The following is a 17,872-nucleotide window of genomic DNA, read 5'->3' on the forward strand; positions in this document are numbered from 1 at the left end:
TATCCCCGATGGGTGGCGAAGCCGCCCCAAAACCATTCACTGCGGTTTAACTGAAAGACCGCATGCATAGACTTGGGGCTGCTGCGCAGCCCATCGGGGATGAATCCCCTCACCACAGAGAATCTATCGACACAGGAAAGCATTTCCACGCGTTATCAGGCGTTCTGCGCCTGGAGAAAAATCGAAAACAGCTCCGACTGGGATTTGATCCCCAGCTTGCTGTACATGTGTTTCTTATGGACTTTCACGGTTTCTACGGAGATTTCCAGCTTACGGGCGATTTCTTTACTGGAGCAACCGCTGAGCATCAAACGCCCGACATCCAGTTCCCGGGCGGTCAGTTGCGTGCCCTTGAGTCGTTGCACCGATGCTTCCAGTTGCACCCGCCAGTCGACCTGCGCCGGCGCGGCAGCGAGGGCCACGGTTTCATTGATTTCGTACGGCAGGCGCTGGCGCAAAAGGCCCAGTACCCAAGGCTGGATCAAAGACAGCAAAGCAATCTGTTCGCCAGTGAAACGTTTTTCACTGCCCAGCGACAGGCACAGCGTGCGCTCGCCTTCGAGCTGGCAATTGAACTGGATTTCGTCGGCGACCACATTCAGACGAAAGTATCGCTGGTAATACTCGGTCAGCTCGAAATGCTCCGGCGCCACCTCCGACAAGCGGTACATGCCAGTGCGCGACTGCTCGCGGCAGGCGATGTAGAACGGGTCGAGCCGGTACAACCCGCGCAGATAGTCCTGAAACAACGGGTCGGGACTGCCGTCCTCGCCGGGGCATTCGGCGAAGACCTGTGGGTGCTGATCGGCGCTGAACAGCAGCACCACCCAGCTATCGAACGCCACGTACTGGTCGAGCAGACGCACCAGTTGCGCCCAGAAATTCGGCTTGTCCAGCGCCTCGATCAGTTGCCCGACGGCGCGGTGCCAGGTGATGTCATCAAGTGAAACGGTCATGGATCTACCCCTGTCGGGTTACCCCGGCCGCGTGATTCCCCGGCCGGTCGCAGCTGCGCATACTGGCCCACAGACAGCCACCGGGCAATCTTTCGGCGCCCGCTGCCCACAACAAGGAATCTTCATGAAAGTCGAACTCGCCCAACTGGCGGGCCGTGACACTGGCACCGCGTACAACCTCGAACGCGCCCTCGCGGCGATTGCGGCGTGCGCGGCCGATACGCAATTGATCGTGTTCCCGGAAACCCACCTGATGGGCTTCCCGACGGCCGAAACCGTAGCGCAAATCGCCGAGCCGGTGGACGGCCCGACCGTCAGCGCCGTGCTGGCCGCCGCCCGTGAGCGCAGCATCGCCGTGGTGATCGGCCTGGCCGAGAATGACAACGGGCGCTTCTACAACACCACGCTGCTGATCACCCCGGAAGGCATTGCCCTGAAATACCGCAAGACCCATTTGTGGGCCTCGGATCGCGGCGTGTTCGAGGCGGGCGACCGCTATTCCACCTGCGAGTGGAACGGCGTGCGCGTCGGACTGCTGATCTGCTACGACATCGAATTCCCCGAATCCGCCCGTGCACTGGCACAGCTGGGCGCCGATTTGCTGATCGTGACCAACGGCAACATGGACCCGTACGGCCCGACCCACCGCACCGCAATCACCGCCCGCGCTCAGGAAAATCAGGCGTTTGCGCTGATGGTCAACCGCGTCGAGGCCGGGGACGACGGCTTGATGTTTGCCGGTGGTAGTGCGCTGGTCGATCCGCTGGGGACGCTGCTGTTCGAGGCCGGTCGTGAAGAAGGGCAGTTCAGCGTCGAGCTGGATTTCAGTCAACTGGAGGTTGCGCGCAAGGATTATCGCTATCTGCAGGATCAGCGCCTGAAGCTGCCGGGGGAGGTGCTGGAGCACGCTTCGGGACTGCGCGAGTTGCTGATTCCTTTGCGCTGATCCGGACTCCGTGTCGAGCGAGCTGACGCCTTCGCGAGCAAGCCCGCTCCCACAGTGACCGCGTTCCCCTGTGGAAATACGCTCTCACAATGATCGCGTACGTCCTGTGGGAGCGGGCTTGCTCGCGAAGGCGGCCTCATGGACAACCCACCTGCCTGATCCCCCAAAAAATCAGTGCAACCGCGCCCGCTACCACAGAGACTTTGCGTCCGGCGCCGGGCATGTGATGCTTGCGGCTTTTGCGCCAGGGGCCTGCTCTTCATGTCGACGTTTCCCAACGAAAAAATCATTCGCATCGCTGCCGCCCTGTTGCTCAATCCCGACGGTCAGACCCTGCTGGTGCGCAAGCGCGGCACCACGGCGTTCATGCAGCCGGGCGGGAAGATCGAAGCCCATGAGTTGCCGGTACACGCGCTGGCCCGCGAGCTGGAAGAAGAGCTGGGGCTGGCGATTGATCCGGCGCAGGCGACATTTCTCGGGCAGTTCTCGGCGCCTGCTGCCAACGAGCCGGGGTTTGTTGTTCACGCGGAGATTTTTCAGCTGACGATCGATGCAGACGTGACGCCCGCTGCCGAAATCGAGGAAATGATCTGGGTCGATCCGGCCACTGATCCTGCTGTCGTCCTGGCGCCATTGACACGGGATCTGATCCTGCCGTTTTATCGCCACTCGTTCACCGCGATTGCCTGATCATTCACGCACAGGACGCCCACCATGATCCCGCTTCCAGACCTGCTGATCTTCGCTGCCGCCGCGCTGTTGATGGTACTGACGCCGGGGCCGAACATGATTTACCTGATCTCGCGTTCGATCTGTCAGGGGCGCAAGGCCGGGGTCACTTCGTTGCTTGGCGTGGTGGCGGGGTTTTTCGTGCACCTGTTCGCGGCTGCCGCCGGTTTGACGGCGGTGTTTCTCGCGGTGCCGATGGCCTATGAAGTGCTGAAATGGGCCGGCGCGTTGTACCTGTTGTGGCTGGCCTGGCAAGCGGTGAAACCCGGTGCACGCTCGCCGTTCGAAGCGCAGCCATTGCCGCCGGACTCGTCGCGCAAACTGATCACCATGGGCTTTCTCACTAGCGCACTGAACCCGAAAATCGCGGTGTTCTATCTTTCAGTGTTTCCGCAATTCATCACCCCGGAACACGGTTCGGTGTTCACCCAGAGCATCATCCTTGGCCTGACCCAGATCAGCGTCAGTTTCTGCGTCAATTTGCTGATCGCGCTGTTCGCGGCGGGTATCGCCTCGTGGTTTGTGCGCAACCCGACATGGCTGGCGCTGCAGCGTTATTTCATGGGTTTTGTACTCGCCGGTCTGGCGGTGCGCCTGATGCTTGAACAACGCAGGACGGCGTGAGCATGTGGATCGAACGGCTGGACGCCAGTCATGCCCTGGCTTACCGCGAGCTGATGCTTGAGGCCTACGACCGCCACCCGCAGGCGTTCACCTCCAGCGTGCGCGAGCGTGCGGTGATGCCGTTGAGCTGGTGGGAAGCGCGGCTGACCAGCAAGCTCGATGTGGTGTTCGGCGCGTTCGAAGCGGGCACATTGGCCGGCATCGTCGGCCTGGCTTTCGAGCCGCGAGAAAAGGCCCGCCATAAGTCGACCTTGTTCGGCATGTACGTCTCAGCTGACTTTCGCCAGCACGGTCTGGGGCAAAAACTGGTCGAGGCCGCCATCGCCGAAGCACACACCCATCCGGCACTGAAACTGATTCAGCTGACCGTCACCGCCGGCAACGACGCCGCGTTCAAGCTGTACCAGCGCTGCGGCTTCATCCAGTTCGGACTGGAGCCGCTGGCGGTGCGCGTGGGTGAAGACTACTTCGACAAGATCCACATGTGGCGCCAGCTCTGACACCACACTGTCCCCCTGTGGGAGCGGGCTTGCTCGCGAATGCGGTGGGTCAGTGCAGCACACGTCAACTGACAGATTGCCTTCGCGAGCAAGCCCGCTCCCACAGTGGGATGCGTGTTTCAGGCAAGGGGATCAATGTTGTCGAGCATGCGCTTCACCGCCCATCACCACCTCTTGAAATCACACAGTTCCCCTGTGGGAGCGGGCTTGCTCGCGAATGCGGTGGGTCAGTGCAGCACCCGTCAACTGACAGATTGCCTTCGCGAGCAAGCCCGCTCCCACAAGGGGATGTGTGTTTCAGGTAAGGGGATCAATGTTGTCGAGCCTGTGCTTCACCGACCGTCACTACCTCTTGAAATCACGCGATTCCCTGTGGGAGCGGGCTTGCTCGCGAATGCGGTGGGTCAGTACAGCACCCGTCAACTGACAGATCGCCTTCGCGAGCAAGCCCGCTCCCACAGGGGGATGCGTGTTTCAGGCAGGGGGATCAATGTTTTCGAGCATGTGCTTCACCGCCCATCACCACCTCTTGAAATCACGTGATTCCCTGTGGGAGCGGGCTTGCTCGCGAATGCGGTGGGTCAGTGCAGCACACGTCAACTGACAGATTGCCTTCGCGAGCAAGCCCGCTCCCACAAGGGGATGTGTGTTTCAGGTAAGGGGATCAATGTTGTCGAGCATGCGCTTCACCGCCCATCACCACCTCTTGAATTCACACGATTCCCTGTGGGAGCGGGCTTGCTCGCGAATGCGGTGGGTCAGTGCAGCACCCGTCAACTGACAGATTGCCTTCGCGAGCAAGCCCGCTCCCACAGTGGGATGCGTGTTTCAGGTAAGGGGATCAATGTTGTCGAGCATGCGCTTCACCGACCGTCACCATCTCTTGAAATCACACGATTCCCTGTGGGAGCGGGCTTGCTCGCGAATGCGGTGGGTCAGTACAGCACCCGTCAACTGACAGATCGCCTTCGCGAGCAAGCCCGCTCCCACAGTGGGATGCGTGTTTCAGGCAGGGGGATCAATGTTGTCGAGTATGTGCTTCACCGACCGTCACCACCTCTTGAAATCACGCGATTCCCTGTGGGAGCGGGCTTGCTCGCGAATGCGGTGGGTCAGTACAGCACCCGTCAACTGACAGATCGCCTTCGCGAGCAAGCCCGCTCCCATAGGGGGATGTGTGTCAGCGCACCGCGCTGACGCCATCCAGTGTGGAGAACGAAGTGTCCTTGGCGGTCAGCAGGAAATCGCGCATGTACGGTGCATCGAGCATGTCCGCACGAATCGCCGCGTACAGCGTGGCAAACAGGCCTTTTTCGCCCAGGCGCTTGGCCTTCACGTAGCCGCGTGAGCTGTATTCGTGCAACGCCCAGTGCGGCATGCCGCAGACGCCACGGCCGCTGGCGACCAGTTGCATCATCATCACCGACAGTTCCGAGGTGCGCACTTGCGCTGGTTCGATGTCGGCCGGTTCGAGGAAGCGGGTGAAGATGTCCAGCCGATCGCGTTCCACCGGGTAGGTGATCAGGGTTTCGCTCAGCAGGTCTTCGGGAACGATGTACGGTTTGCTTGCCAGTGGATGCTGGTTGGCGACCGCGAGCATCGCTTCGTAGGTGAACAACGGCACGTAGGTGATGCCGATGATGTCCAGCGGATCGGAGGTCACCACCAGGTCCAGATCACCGCGGGCCAGCGCCGGCAGCGGGGCGAAGGCGAAGCCCGAGGCGAGGTCGAGTTCGACTTCCGGCCAGGCGTCGCGGAACTGGTCGATGGTCGGCATCAGCCACTGAAAACAGCTGTGGCATTCGATCGCCATGTGCAGGCGCCCGGCGGTGCCACCGGCCAGTCGGCTGATGTCGCGTTCGGCGGCACGCAGCAGCGGCAGGGTCGCGTCAGCCAGTTGCAGCAGACGCAGGCCGGCGCTGGTGAAGCGCACCGGTTTGGTCTTGCGTACGAACAGCGGCATGCCCATGCGCTCCTCCAGCTCCTTGAACTGGTGCGAAAGCGCCGACTGCGTCAGGTGCAGGCGGTCGGCGGCATCCACCAGACTGTCGGCCTCGCGCAGGGCATGCAGGGTTTTCAGATGACGGATTTCAAGCACCGCAGGCTCCATGAACAAAATTTGTGATTGAGGCGAATGCGGTGAGTTTGTCTCATGTTGGCGGGGCTGTCGACTGCTTGAAGTACAGCGGAGCACACCCGTGCCCCGCTGTTTTTTGCTTTAGAGGTGAGCGAAGTGCTGGTTGCCCAGCGGTTTACCGATATCCCCACGCCAGATCGCCTCGACCTGTGCGCCGCCAGCACCCTGGGCCTGTTGCCATTGCAGGCCGAGATTGCGTTGTTCAGGCAATTTCAGATGAGCTTTGGCGAAATCCCCGAACGGCGCCCTGTCCGAGGTGTAGTGAAAGTGCGCATACCATAGCGTGCGCGGCGGATGGCTGGTCAGGTCGCGGACTTCGTACTCCTGGAGGAAATCCTTGCTCCTGTCGGCGCGTCTGCCCAGGGCCCGCAGTTCACCTTCCTTGCGGATATCCACCACTTGCTGTTGCAGCAGATAGTCCAGATAGCCTTCAGTGGGGGTCTTGCTGCGCAGTGACTGGTCGATGCGCAACGTGCGCCCGGCCCGTTGCAACGCCTGCGCGGTGGCGTGCAATTGCGCGACCAGTGAGTCGGTCGGCGCCAGCCGCTCGATCGCCTGCGCCCGAGAGCTCAGTTCCGTCGCTTCGCTGACGAGCATGTGTTCCAGGTCCACCGGCAACATGTCCTGACGGGCGTAGCCATTCACCTTGTCCTGGTAGGCGGTGACAGCGGCGAGCCGCTTCCGGGCTTCGGCCAGCAAGGGTCTGACATCGCTAGGCAGGGACGGCGTGGTCGCGGTGTGGCGCGTCTGCAAGTGATACTTGCCGCTCGGGCGCCGCAGCCAGGTTTCATGGAAGCCGTCGCCGGCCACGATGAAGCGTACCTGGCGGGTACTTTCATCAAGGGTCTCGGTGCCGATCAGCAACTGGTTGTCCTCGGTTTCGAACAGTTGCCTGGCCCCAGGCTCTCGGCGTCTGATCGGCGGCGGCTGTTTGAGCGCATGCCGCGCGTGCTCTTCGACCTTGCTCAGGCTGTCGAGAAACGGTGCGATCTGCTCCAGCTCCAGATGCTGCGGATAGCCCAGTGTCCAGGCCTTCAACTGACGGCGGAAACCGGCATAAATTTCCAGGGAATCCTCGATGATCCGGTTGCGCTGGGCCACGCTGGCATTGGTCTCGGGCAGATGATGCTGGGTCAGCAGTGCGCGTCCGACTTTTATCCGGGCGTCCTTCATCTGTGTGTGAAAGTACATCCAGTACAGATCGTCGACCGCTTCGTAGCGGGTGATGATCTCCAGCAGGTGGGCGGTTCTGAGGTAGTGGTGATTGCGATCGCCGAAATTGCGGTTGAGGGCCGTGATGTCGGCGGCCATCTTCGCCCTCTGGGTATTGTTGGTGATGCGCCTGTTCCACAGGTTGGCCTGTTCGATGATCGCGTGCAGTTGATCGAACTCCTCGAGAAAAGCCTTGCGCACCCATTTGCGTCGGGCCAGCAGCTGCACGTGCGCTGCCGTCTGGTTGTAAGGCGTGGCGTCGGATTCGGCGACCAGCGCATCGACCCGGTTCAGGAATTCGAGCAAGCGATCGCGGGCCACGGTCGCGCGTTGTACTGCGCGGTCCACCACCACCAGGGCACTGCGGCTCTTCAATTCCTTGAGCTGTTGGACTTTGTTGCCGCGGCTCAGGTGCAGCAGTTCGTCCGAGCTCTGGAACAACTCGATGGCTTTGTCGATGTCATTGACGCAGGCCGTGTCGACCTCTGCCAGCAGCGGCTTGCGCTGGGCAAAGTCGAGTCTCTGGTAGTTTTCCAGCAACTGATTGGTGGTGCGTGTCTGGTTCTGCAGGCGGCGGGCGTAGGCGTCGATGGTGTTGTTCAGGGTCAATTGCCGGCGCAATTGGCGATTGGTCCACCACTCTGGCAGCCAGCGGCGGATGGCCTCGGGCCAGAGCGGTTGGAGGCCATCGGCCAGATGCCCGAGCACCGCGCCACCGCCTGCGCCGCCACCGTCCATCACCGTGCCGTATACCGCGTAGTGGGTGTTCCACTGGCCGAATTCGTCGAGGGCGATCGGCTGTTTGTAGCCGCGCATCCACGTCCCGTACAAACGCCAGCCGCGTGGCTGTTCGCTGAGCTGGACGCGATAGACGCGGCCCAGCCGCAGGATGAAATCACCCTCGGCATGGCGGTAGACATTGCGGTAAACGCCCTCGGTCGCCGGGCTCAGGCCGGCCAGGGAAATGTCGTGTTCGTATTCGTAGCCCCTGAAACGGTCGAGCGAATGTCGGGACCATTGCCAGGACGTGCGCAGTGCGGCGGACCTGCCCAGTGTCGCCTGTTGCCGCTGCCGGGTTGCCAGGCGTGCGGCGGCGGGCGCGCTGACAGTGCCCGGCAGCACGTCCATAGCGGCGTCGATCAATGACAACAGAACCGCTTCCACTTCCGCCAGACCGTGGCCGAGTTCACCGCGCAAGAACGCCGCCACGGCGAGGTTGGCGCTGTGCCAGGCGTCGTACAGCGCCACCGCTGTGCCCACGAAGGGCAGCATGCCGATGGCCATTTTCAGATAGTTGAACAGGGCGCCGGACTTCAGTGCGCAATGTTCCAGATACAACGCATCGTTGGAGCGCGAACTGTCGCGATGAGCTTCCAGCAAGCGGCCCATGTGTACGTTCAGCAGATGACTGGCCAGCGAAGTGGTCGCCGGCCAGGCCATGCCGACGCCGATCAGGGCATCGAAGTTGCGCAGTTGTGCTTCATTGATCCGGCTGACATGGCTGGCGAAATCGCCGCTCAGGGCGCGCCCGGCGAGGTAGTTGACCATGTTGCGGTCAACGCAGCGCCGGAACAGATCCAGACGCGCCTGCTCGAGTGTTGCGTACTGCCGCAGGAAGATCGCGTCGCTGCTGTCGGGCAGGTACAGCAGGGTCAGGCCACTGACCTGCTCGACGATGAAGGTGACCCCGGCGAGTGTGCTCGGTCCCTGATGCGCGGTGTCGGTGCCGCCGACCGTCAGGTGCACCGGCAGCAACGCGATGCGCTTGCCGTCGACGGCATAGGCTTGAGCCGTTGTCGCGTCGATGGCGATTTTCAGCACGGCATGGCCGGTGCTGTCGATGTGCTGCTGCAGCAAGGCGAATTCTCCCTGCAGTTCGAGCATCAGGCGCCACGGTTCGCTCAGGCATTCGCGGCGCCAGGCCTGGGTGAACGCGGGTTCTGTCGGTGTGCCGAAAAACGCCTGGCGAATCAGGATTTCGTAGCGTCCGGCCAGATCCAGTTGCGTCACCAGCTGACGCAGATAGACCGGGTTGATGCCCGCCTCGACACGCTGCCGATCACCTTCGTCCTCGGCACTGACCTTGACTTGCATGAACGACAGTCGCCACCACATGTCCTGGTCGATGTTGTTCTGGGCCAGTTGTTCCAGGCTGAGATCACTGCGCCCGGCGCTGGCGGTGAGGACACTGCGTTGCGGAGTGCCGGGCGCGGCGCCCTCGATCAGGGTCTTTTGCCAGGAGGTGGAGTCGGGCAGATCAAGGCTCACACGCACGCTTTTCACCAGTGCAAAGTCGTGGCGCAAGCGCGCGTCGATGCGTTTATCGGCGAAGGTCTGACGCGGTGGCAGTTCTCGTTCGAGCAGCGCATGAGCGTGTCGCATTGCTGCGAGATAGCGATTGATCAGCGCCTTGAGCCGTGTACGCCTGTCGTCGTCGAGTGTGTTGAACCACGCGGGCAGGTTGCCGGCCAGCGCGGCACTCTGGTCTTGCTCCTGACGCTCGGCAAACGCCCGTGCGCGGGCTTGCGCCAGCGCGACGGTCAAGCGTGACAGATGCTGTTCACACAGCTGTTCCATCGCGGCTTTGCGCGTCTCGGCATGCGTGGGCAGCGGGTGATCGCGGATGATGGTCGCGGCCTGTTGTTCGCACTGATAGAGCTGCTGATCCAGGGACCAGGTCAGGGCATCGCCGGACAGTGGCGTCAGGTGCAGGGCCAGTTCGCGGTCGTACGGCGAGCGCTTGAACAGGTTTTGCTCCAGCGCCTGACGCGAGGTGAAACGTTGCAGTCCACCACACTGCCCGGGCCAGTAAAGCAGCAGACCGTCTGTTGAGTCCGGCGCCAGCGCCGAAGGCGCCGCGATGATCAGTACGCCGGGCAGGTCTTCGACCCGGGTGAGGCCCTGGTCTGTCGCCGACAACGACACGCGCGCGATCACCCCTTCGGATGCCGGCAGGTTGTGCCCCGGTGCGTCCAGCAGTGTGATGAGCTGCCGATGCTCCTGCGCCGTCAGTTGTTCCAGTGCCCGTTGCCATTCGACTTCGGCGCGCAGCCCCGCGATCCGGGCCTGCAGCAGGGCGGTGTAATGGACGTTCGCGTGGCGGCGCAGTTCGAGCATTGTCAGCGGATCCCGGCTGTCGAGCAGCGCCGACGCCGCATCGTGGCTGGCTTGCCGGGCCTGGCCAAAGGCATCGAAAGCACCGGCCAGTTGCTGACGCTGCGGAGCGTGCAGATCGGATTCGCCAAACAGACGATCAAGCGCCAGGTGTTCAACAGCCAGTGCCTGCCGCCGCAGGTCCAGAGGAATGTCGGCGACCAGCAAGCCGAACGGTGCAACCTCGTCGGCATTCTGCCCGGAGCTATCGGGCAGGGCTGGCGCCGCGGGGAAAAGCCTGCCCACCTCGATCCAGCTACCGACGTTGCTTGCCGGGCCGGCCATCAGCGGCTCAAGCCCGCGGGTGAACGGTTCGTGGCCGAATTCGATGAAGTCCAGCGAAGTGCCAAGCACCGGATGCGGGTACTGCTCAATCAGCCAGTGCTCAAGCCCGGCCTGATCTTCGAAGCGGAGCAGCGGTTGTGCCTGGGCAGGTATATAAAGCAGATACACCGCGTCCTCGAGACGGATCATCAGGGCACCGTGCAGGCGCACACGGTTGCCACCGACACGGTTGAGCACCGGTTGCGCGACCCGCAGATCCGCCGCGATTTTGTTCGATGGCGTCAGCAACTGCGCCAGCCGGGGGTGTTGTGAACGGCTGAGCCGGCCTTCGGCAATCGCCAGCTCACAGGCCGCTTCGAAATGCCGGCGGTACAGGCTCGCGGCATGATCGCGCCGTGACAGCGCAGTACCGCGCGCACGAGCGCTCCACCAGCCGCTGTCGGGCAACCCGTGACGCTGCGCCATGAGGTCGAGCCATTGCTGGTGACAGGCGTTCAAGCGCGTCGTCGCCAGAAGACAGAGGTTTTGGTCAGGGGTTGGCCGCAGTGGCGGATCAAGGCCGAAGTCGACCGTTACAGGGGAAAGGGCATCGAACATGCGCCGGGGCTCCAAAAGGCATGACCAGCGGGTGATTCCGCGGGTCATGCCCATTAGAGGCGAGCCGTCACAGGGCCTTGCGGTACATATTTATCGCTGGCGCGGGCATTCGTTTCAGAGGGTGTCCCGGTCAGGCGTTCAGCCACGCCCTCATGCGGTCAAGGTGAACAGGTTTGACCGACGTCCTGCTGCGTACCACCGACAGAAATGACAGGCGCGACGAACGTCGCGACTCGTGGCGCATGACCACTCGGCAAACTTCATCAAACTGTCACGCAACTGTGGCAGCGCGCTTGAACAAACTTCATCAGACTCGCGCTCTACTGGGGTTCTGCGTTTCGGTGTTTCTTCATGCGTTTATTTCTTTTGTTGGCCGCGCTGTTGTTCGGCCTGCCGTCGATGGCGGCTTCGCGTTGCGACGTCAATGTACCGACCCAACGGGTCGATCTGGCACAGGTGAGTCTGGCGTACCAGAGCATCGGCCGTGCCTCGGATCCGGCGCTGTTGCTGGTCATGGGCCTTGGCGGTCAGTTGATCCACTGGCCCGACGAAGTGGTGGTTGCGCTGTGTCAGCAGGGTTTTCAGGTGATCCGCTATGACAATCGCGACGTCGGTCTGTCGACCTGGCGTCAAGCGCCCGCCGAGGCCAACCTGACCTTTGAAGTGCTGCGCTACAAGCTCGGATTGCCGGTGTCGGCGCCTTATTCGCTGACCGATATGGCCGACGATGCACTGGGTTTGATGGACGCGTTGCACGTCGACCAGTTTCACGTACTGGGCGCGAGCATGGGCGGGATGATCGCCCAGCACCTGGCGGCGATGGCTCCGCAGCGGGTGGAGAGTCTGACGCTGATCATGACCAGTTCCGGCGCCGAAGGATTGCCGGCGCCGAGTGCGGCGCTGGTGCAACTGCTGGCGCGGCGCGGCGCACCGAATCGCGAAGTGGCGCTGGAGCAGCAGGCCGATCTGCTGGCGGCGCTCGGCAGCCCGTCAGTCACTGATGATCGGCAGGCGTTGCTGCATCAGGCTGCAGTGGCCTACGACCGGGCGTTCAACCCTGAAGGGGTGAAGCGCCAGATCATGGCGATCCTTGCCGAGCCGAGCCGGGTGACGTTGCTCAATCAACTGCGGGTGCCGACCCTGGTGGTGCACGGCACGGCCGATCCGTTGTTGCCGGTGATGCACGGCGTGCATCTGGCGGCGCACATTCGTGGCAGTCAGTTGAAGCTGATTCCGGGGTTGGCCCATCGTTTTCAAGAGGCGTTCAAGGCGCCGTTGCTGGCGGCGGTGTTGCCGTATCTGCAACAGCACCGTGAGGACACGTCGCACTGGGCACAGATCGAGCCGGTGGCAAGCGGCAACCTGCTGTAGGCGAGGTTTTGGCGGTGTTGATTCGGGCCTCTTCGCGAGCAAGCCCGCTCCCACAAGGGCAACCGTATTCCAAATGTGGGGCCGGGCTTGCTCAAAGGGGCCCGCTCCCACAAGGGCAACCGTATTCCAAATGTGGGGCCGGGCTTGCTCGAAGGGGCCCGCTCCCACAAGGGCAACCGTATTCCAAATGTGGGGCCGGGCTTGCTCGAAGGGGCCCGCTCCCACAAGGGCAACCGTATTCCGAATGTGGGAGCGGGCTTGCTCGCGAAGGGGCCATCACTGTCATCGCAAGAGCAGGCAGGTGTATCGTGCAAACTTTCCCGCACGATTTCCGCCTGCGAGGTGTGTGATGAGTTCCGCTTTGAAAATCGATTTTGTCAGCGACGTTTCCTGCCCGTGGTGCGTCGTCGGCCTCAATAGCCTGCTGCAAGCCCTGGAGGTTCTGCGCGATGAAGTGCAGGCCGAGATTCATTTCCAGCCGTTCGAACTGAACCCGAAGATGGGCCCGGACGGGCAGAACATCACCGAGCACATCGGCGAGAAATACGGCTCGACCCCGGAACAGTCACAGAAGAACCGCGAGGCGATTCGTGCCCGTGGCGCCGAGTTCGGATTTGCCTTTCGCACCGATGGCAACAGCCGCATCTACAACACCTTCGATGCTCATCGGCTGCTGCATTGGGCGGGTCTTGAAGGTTTGCAGTTGAAGTTGAAAGAGGCGCTGTTCAAGGCGTATTTCACGGATGGCGGTAATCCGTCCGATCACGCGCAACTGGCGCAGATTGCCGAAAGCGTGGGCCTGGATCGGCAGCGTGCGCAGGCGATTCTGGCCTCCGCCGAGTTTGCCGATGAGGTGCGTGCAGAAGAGCAGTTGTGGCTGCAACGCGGCGTGAGTTCGGTGCCGACCGTGGTGTTCAACGGTCAGTACGCGGTGACGGGCGGGCAACCGGTGGACACGTTTGTCGGGGCGATTCGGCAGATCATGAGTGAAACCAAAGGCGGCACGGTCAATTGAGCCAGAGCTCTTAACGCACGATCTTGTCGACGTGGATCCCGAGCTTCTTCAGGCGATACCAGAAGCTGCGTTCGGAGATGCCGATCAACTGCGCAGCGGCGGCCTGCACGCCGTTGCTCTGTTGCAGGGCCGCAAGAATGTAGGCCTTCTCGACTTCGGCGAGTGCTGCGTCCAGATCCGCCGGGACACCGTTGATTTCGCTTAGCGGGCCGCTGCTGTCCGAGGCTTGCGCGGCGAACAGGTAGGCCGGCAGATCCTGTTCCTCGATGATGTTGGCGGAGGCGACGATGGTCGCGCGCTCTACGCAGTTCTGCAGCTCGCGGATGTTGCCCGGCCATGAATAGCGGGTCATCGCCTGCAAGGCTTGCGCGCTGAAACCGCTGATGCGTTTGCCGGCCGCGGCGCCCAGGGTGTGGGCAAAATGCCGGGCCAGCGGGGCGATGTCCTCGACCCGATCGCGCAGCGCCGGCAGAGGGATCGGAAACACGTTGAGGCGGTAGTAGAGATCTTCGCGAAACTCCTTGTTGGCCACCGCTTGCAACAGGTCTTTGTTGGTGGCGGCGATCACCCGCACATCGACTTTGCGTTCCTTGGTATCGCCCACCGGCTCGATCACCCGCTCCTGCAGGGCGCGGAGGATCTTGGCCTGCAGTGCCAGCGGCATTTCACCGATTTCATCAAGAAACAATGTGCCTTTGTCGGCCTGCTGAAAGCGCCCGATGCGATCGGCCACGGCGCCGGTGAACGCGCCTTTGCGGTGGCCGAACATTTCGCTTTCCAGCAGCCCCTCGGGGATGGCCGCACAGTTCACCGCAACGAACGGTTTGTCGGCGCGGTTACCATGCTTGTGGATGGCCCGGGCGACCATCTCCTTGCCGGTACCGCTTTCGCCGCTGAGCAGCACCGTCGCGGCACTTTCACGCACCGAGTCCACCGCTTGCAGCACGTTGCGAAAACTCGGGCTGTCACCGATCAGGCTGTCGATCTGCCGATGTTCGTCGAGTTCGGCGCGCATGCGCTGATTGTCTTTGAGGATGTCGCGAAATTGCAGGGCCTTGCTGACGGTGATGTCCAGCTCGTCGATGTCGAACGGTTTGGCGATGTAATCAAATGCGCCATTGCGCATTGATTCCACCGCATTTTTCACCGTGCTGTAGGCGGTCATGACGATGACCGGCAACTGTGGATAGCGATTCTTCACCTCTGCCAGCAAATGCGGACCGTCCATGCCGGGCATGCGCCAGTCGCTGATCAGCAGATCGATGTCTTCGCTTTCCAGCACCTTGAGTGCGTGCAGGCCATTGCCGGCGGTGAACACGCTGATGCCGTTCTGCCCGAGGGCCGAGGCCAGCAGATCGCAGAGTTTCGGTTCGTCGTCCACCACCAGAATGTTATGCGTCATCGTCGCTCTCGTCGAAGTCCTCGCCATTGGCCGGAATGTACAGGCTGAAGGTCGCGCCGGCATCTTTTTCGCTGACACATTCTACGCGCCCGTTATGGTTTTCCATGACCGAAAACACTTTGGCCAGGCCCAGTCCGGTGCCCGAGGCCTTGGTGGTGACGAACGGGGTGAAGATGCGCTCCAGCATGTCGGCTTCGATCCCCTGACCGGTGTCCGCCACGCTGACGATGGTGTATTTGGCGTCGCTGGCGATGCTCAGGGTCAGTCGGCCGCCATCAGGCATCGCGTCGATGGCGTTGACGATCAGGTTCAGGCCGGCCTGTTTGAGTTGCTTGGCATCGGCGTAGATCGTCGCCCCCGGCGCCTGATCGTCGATGTGCAGATCAATGTTGTGGCTGGCCAGCTCCGGCTCGCAAAAACCGGCCAGTTCGTCGACCAGGGCGCGGGCTGACTGGGTGGCGCGGATCGGCGCGCTGGGTTTGGCGAAGTCGAGAAACTCGGTGATCAGATCGTTGATCCGGCTGACTTCCTTGACCACGTATTCCAGATGTCGCCTGTCGGTTTCCGGCAGGTCGGCACGGCGGTGCAGCAGTTGCGTGGCGGTTTTGATGATGCCCAGCGGATTGCGGATTTCATGGGCCAGACCCATGGCGACTTCGCCCAGCGCGTGCAGGCGATCACGGCGGCGCAGTTGCGACTCCAGATGCTGCAACTCTTCCAGACGTTCGCTCATGTGGTTGAACGTGCTGCTCAGTTCTGCCAGTTCGTCGCCGCCATTCACGCTCAGGCGCTGATGATAGTCGCCGGCAATCACCGCTTGTACGCCTCTGGCCAGACCGCGCAACGGCTTGGTCAGACGTTGCGAGACCAGCCAGCCAACCGCCAGCGACGCCGCCGAACTGAGCAGGAAAATCAGGATGAACAGGTTGCTCTGATTGACCAGGCCGACCAGGCTGGTGTGGCGCAGCAGACCACTGAAAATCACCCCTTGCAGCTGGCTGTTCTCGTTGAAGATCGGCCGGTAGATGCCGCTGTAGTTATTGGTGAACTGTTCGTACGGGCCTTTGGTTTTGCGCAGGATCTGCTCGATGTCTTCCGGCACTTGCAGGGGATGATCCTGGAAACGCTGGGTGGAGAAAATCTCCGAGAAATCATCGCCCTTGGCCAGGTAAAGGCGCAGATCAAGCGAATGCACGTCGGCAACACTGGTGAGGAAGCTGTCGTCCAGATAAGTGCCGATGATCAATTTGTATTCGATGCCGCTCTGTTCGGTCTCGAACGTCGAAATCACCGTGCCGGTGGCCACACCGCCCACTTGCAGGGTTTGCAGTACCGCTTTCGGGGCGGTGCTGATCTGGCTGACGATGTCGTCGGCGGCGGTGCTGTACACCACTTTGTGATCGCTGTTGCGTACCAGGGCCACGACGTCGATGCCCATGGAGTCGGCGACGTCGGCGGTCAGCTTGTTGTGCTTGGCCGATTGACGATCGGTGGGAGGGCGCGTGTAACGCAGAAACAGCTGAGCGGCGCGGGCGTTGTCGCGCAGGATTTCGCTGATTTCGTCCTCGACGATCTTCGACGATTCCTGCAGCCAGATGCGCACGTTGCTGTCGAAGATCTGCGACAGCGTGGTGGCCGCCAGTTCCGCAGCAATCATGGTCGGAATCACGCTGACCAGCCAGAAGGCCAACACCAGTTTGCGTTGCAGGCTCCAGCCGGAAAGGGCGAAAGGTCGGGGCGTGGCGCGTCGGTCATTGATCATTGGATTTCGCTTATTGCAGCTGCCAGGGCCGGATCGCTGCGATCCGGGCGGACGAATATTTTCACCAGACGCAACAGTTGGTCGAACAGTGGATTGCGATGGCGGAAGAACACGGTGTTACCGACAAACGAGCAGCCCAGACGCAGCTTACTGGCATAGCCGGCCTGCCCGCACACATAGATCGCCAGTTTGTGCTCAATACAGTAGTCGACATTTTCCAGCCAGCTACGGGTGTAAAGATTGTACTGCCGCGTGCGGGCCAGATCGTGGGCAAAAAACTTGTCGACCAACCGCTGCTCGTCGAGCAATACCAGATTGAACGCCACCAGTTCGTCGCCGACCCAATAGAGCACGCACGCCGATCGATTATCGAGGTGATTGAGGACTTCGCGAAAGTACGCCGCAGGCAGGCACTCGAAGGCCAGATCGCTGCGGGCGAGGGTGGCTTCGTAGAGTTCCATCATGCGCGGCAGCAAGTCGTGCACCGAGCGTCGCCATTCCGTACGCGGCCCCTGGTTGCGCAAGATTCGGCGCAGATCCTTGCGCGTGGATTTACCCAGGCTACCCAGATAAGCGTCCACCGAGGCGAAGTTGATCGGCAGTTCGGCACCGGGCAACCCGGGCATGCTTTGCAGGCCGGCCTGCTGACAGACTTCCAGCCACTGTGGATCGCGATGCGAGGCATCCTTCACCGCGAACAGGCCGATCCCGGCGTGTTCGGCATCCTGTCTTGCCAGCTCCAGCAACTGACGGAGCAGTGACGGGCGTTGCGTCGGCGCAATGTGCGAAGCCGTGCCGACATGGCACTGCTCCGCCACCGGCGAGCCGAGGGCGTACAGACGGATGTCGAACAGCCGTGGCAGATGTCGGCGCAGCCATTGACTGACGCGTTTGCCCGCGCCCTGCAGCGTGGTATCGAGTGAGTAGGCCGTGATGAACGCCACGGTGGCCGCGATCAGGCGGCCGTCCTCGTGCAGCGTCAGGTAGCGCCAGTGAAAGCCGTCAATGCCGGCGCGTTCAACGGCGCGGTAGTAATCCCAGTCCTCCAGCTCATCGACGAAGCAGTCATTCCAGGCGCAGCGGTCGATCGCTTCGATCGTTGAGAAGGCTTGAGCGGTGATCACGTCGTTTCCTTATGTCGGCGAGTCGTGGTGTTCGGCCTGTGTCGCAGGATGTCTGCCGG

General features: G+C 62.0%; 12 protein-coding genes. 6 read left to right on the top strand and 6 right to left on the bottom strand.

All coding sequences use genetic code 11. The features are described 5' to 3' along the window. Nucleotides 1-155 precede the first annotated feature (155 nt). Nucleotides 156-956, bottom strand: a complete 801-nt coding sequence (locus JFU48_RS13220) for a helix-turn-helix transcriptional regulator (protein WP_003227802.1) — start codon at nt 954-956, stop codon at nt 156-158. A 124-nt stretch (nt 957-1,080) separates the two neighbouring features. Between JFU48_RS13220 and JFU48_RS13225 the strand changes: the two genes are divergently transcribed. The 4 genes from JFU48_RS13225 (at nt 1,081) to JFU48_RS13240 (ending at nt 3,755) form a co-directional block, all read left to right on the top strand. Beyond that, the gene (locus JFU48_RS13225) at nt 1,081-1,902 is read left to right on the top strand and encodes a carbon-nitrogen hydrolase family protein (protein ID WP_103484893.1); all 822 of its coding nucleotides are present in this window, start codon (nt 1,081-1,083) and stop codon (nt 1,900-1,902) included. Between the two features lie 261 nt (nt 1,903-2,163). Then, the gene (locus JFU48_RS13230) at nt 2,164-2,592 is read left to right on the top strand and encodes an NUDIX hydrolase (RefSeq protein ID WP_201136686.1); all 429 of its coding nucleotides are present in this window, start codon (nt 2,164-2,166) and stop codon (nt 2,590-2,592) included. Nucleotides 2,593-2,616: 24 nt separating this feature from the next. Beyond that, nucleotides 2,617-3,255: a LysE family translocator gene (locus tag JFU48_RS13235; protein ID WP_201136687.1), complete on the top strand. Its 639-nt coding sequence runs from the start codon at nt 2,617-2,619 to the stop codon at nt 3,253-3,255. Between the two features lie 2 nt (nt 3,256-3,257). After that, nucleotides 3,258-3,755 carry a GNAT family N-acetyltransferase gene (locus JFU48_RS13240; RefSeq protein ID WP_201136688.1) on the top strand — a complete coding sequence of 166 codons (498 nt, stop codon included), beginning with the start codon at nt 3,258-3,260 and terminating at the stop codon, nt 3,753-3,755. A gap of 1,180 nt (nt 3,756-4,935) precedes the next feature. Here JFU48_RS13240 and metR read toward each other — a convergent pair. Both metR and JFU48_RS13250 read right to left on the bottom strand, forming a co-directional pair. Next, the gene (metR, locus tag JFU48_RS13245) at nt 4,936-5,853 is read right to left on the bottom strand and encodes a transcriptional regulator MetR (RefSeq protein WP_045122615.1); all 918 of its coding nucleotides are present in this window, start codon (nt 5,851-5,853) and stop codon (nt 4,936-4,938) included. 120 nt (nt 5,854-5,973) lie between these two features. Then, the gene (locus JFU48_RS13250) at nt 5,974-11,139 is read right to left on the bottom strand and encodes a dermonecrotic toxin domain-containing protein (protein WP_201136689.1); all 5,166 of its coding nucleotides are present in this window, start codon (nt 11,137-11,139) and stop codon (nt 5,974-5,976) included. A gap of 351 nt (nt 11,140-11,490) precedes the next feature. Here JFU48_RS13250 and JFU48_RS13255 point away from each other — a divergent pair, with 351 nt between their 5' ends. After that, nucleotides 11,491-12,510: an alpha/beta fold hydrolase gene (locus JFU48_RS13255; RefSeq protein ID WP_201136690.1), complete on the top strand. Its 1,020-nt coding sequence runs from the start codon at nt 11,491-11,493 to the stop codon at nt 12,508-12,510. A gap of 349 nt (nt 12,511-12,859) precedes the next feature. Then, nucleotides 12,860-13,525 (top strand): DsbA family oxidoreductase, encoded by a 666-nt coding sequence (locus JFU48_RS13260; RefSeq protein WP_201136691.1) that lies wholly within the window; start codon nt 12,860-12,862, stop codon nt 13,523-13,525. A 10-nt stretch (nt 13,526-13,535) separates the two neighbouring features. On the opposite strand, the gene JFU48_RS13265 is transcribed toward JFU48_RS13260, so the two are convergent. The 3 genes from JFU48_RS13265 to JFU48_RS13275 are packed head-to-tail and all read right to left on the bottom strand — an operon-like array spanning nt 13,536 to nt 17,813. Continuing rightward, complete coding sequence (locus tag JFU48_RS13265; protein ID WP_103486462.1) at nt 13,536-14,927, bottom strand: sigma-54-dependent transcriptional regulator; 1,392 nt, start codon at nt 14,925-14,927, stop codon at nt 13,536-13,538. Continuing rightward, nucleotides 14,917-16,689, bottom strand: a complete 1,773-nt coding sequence (locus JFU48_RS13270; RefSeq protein WP_201136692.1) for a sensor histidine kinase — start codon at nt 16,687-16,689, stop codon at nt 14,917-14,919. Before JFU48_RS13270 ends, JFU48_RS13265 begins: the two co-directional genes overlap by 11 nt. Next, on the bottom strand, nt 16,686-17,813 hold the full coding sequence (locus JFU48_RS13275; RefSeq protein WP_201136693.1) for a GNAT family N-acetyltransferase: 1,128 nt from the start codon (nt 17,811-17,813) through the stop codon (nt 16,686-16,688). Before JFU48_RS13275 ends, JFU48_RS13270 begins: the two co-directional genes overlap by 4 nt. Between the last annotated feature and the right edge of the window lie 59 nt (nt 17,814-17,872).

Source organism: Pseudomonas sp. TH49 (assembly GCF_016650625.1).
GTDB lineage: Bacteria > Pseudomonadota > Gammaproteobacteria > Pseudomonadales > Pseudomonadaceae > Aquipseudomonas > Aquipseudomonas fluorescens_H.

Coding starts and splice junctions, on each gene's coding strand:
- JFU48_RS13220 (WP_003227802.1), bottom strand. CDS start 956: ATGACCGTTTCACTTGATGACATCACCTGGCACCGCGCCGTCGGGCAA.
- JFU48_RS13225 (WP_103484893.1), top strand. CDS start 1,081: ATGAAAGTCGAACTCGCCCAACTGGCGGGCCGTGACACTGGCACCGCG.
- JFU48_RS13230 (WP_201136686.1), top strand. CDS start 2,164: ATGTCGACGTTTCCCAACGAAAAAATCATTCGCATCGCTGCCGCCCTG.
- JFU48_RS13235 (WP_201136687.1), top strand. CDS start 2,617: ATGATCCCGCTTCCAGACCTGCTGATCTTCGCTGCCGCCGCGCTGTTG.
- JFU48_RS13240 (WP_201136688.1), top strand. CDS start 3,258: ATGTGGATCGAACGGCTGGACGCCAGTCATGCCCTGGCTTACCGCGAG.
- JFU48_RS13250 (WP_201136689.1), bottom strand. CDS start 11,139: ATGTTCGATGCCCTTTCCCCTGTAACGGTCGACTTCGGCCTTGATCCG.
- JFU48_RS13255 (WP_201136690.1), top strand. CDS start 11,491: ATGCGTTTATTTCTTTTGTTGGCCGCGCTGTTGTTCGGCCTGCCGTCG.
- JFU48_RS13260 (WP_201136691.1), top strand. CDS start 12,860: ATGAGTTCCGCTTTGAAAATCGATTTTGTCAGCGACGTTTCCTGCCCG.
- JFU48_RS13265 (WP_103486462.1), bottom strand. CDS start 14,927: ATGACGCATAACATTCTGGTGGTGGACGACGAACCGAAACTCTGCGAT.
- JFU48_RS13270 (WP_201136692.1), bottom strand. CDS start 16,689: ATGATCAATGACCGACGCGCCACGCCCCGACCTTTCGCCCTTTCCGGC.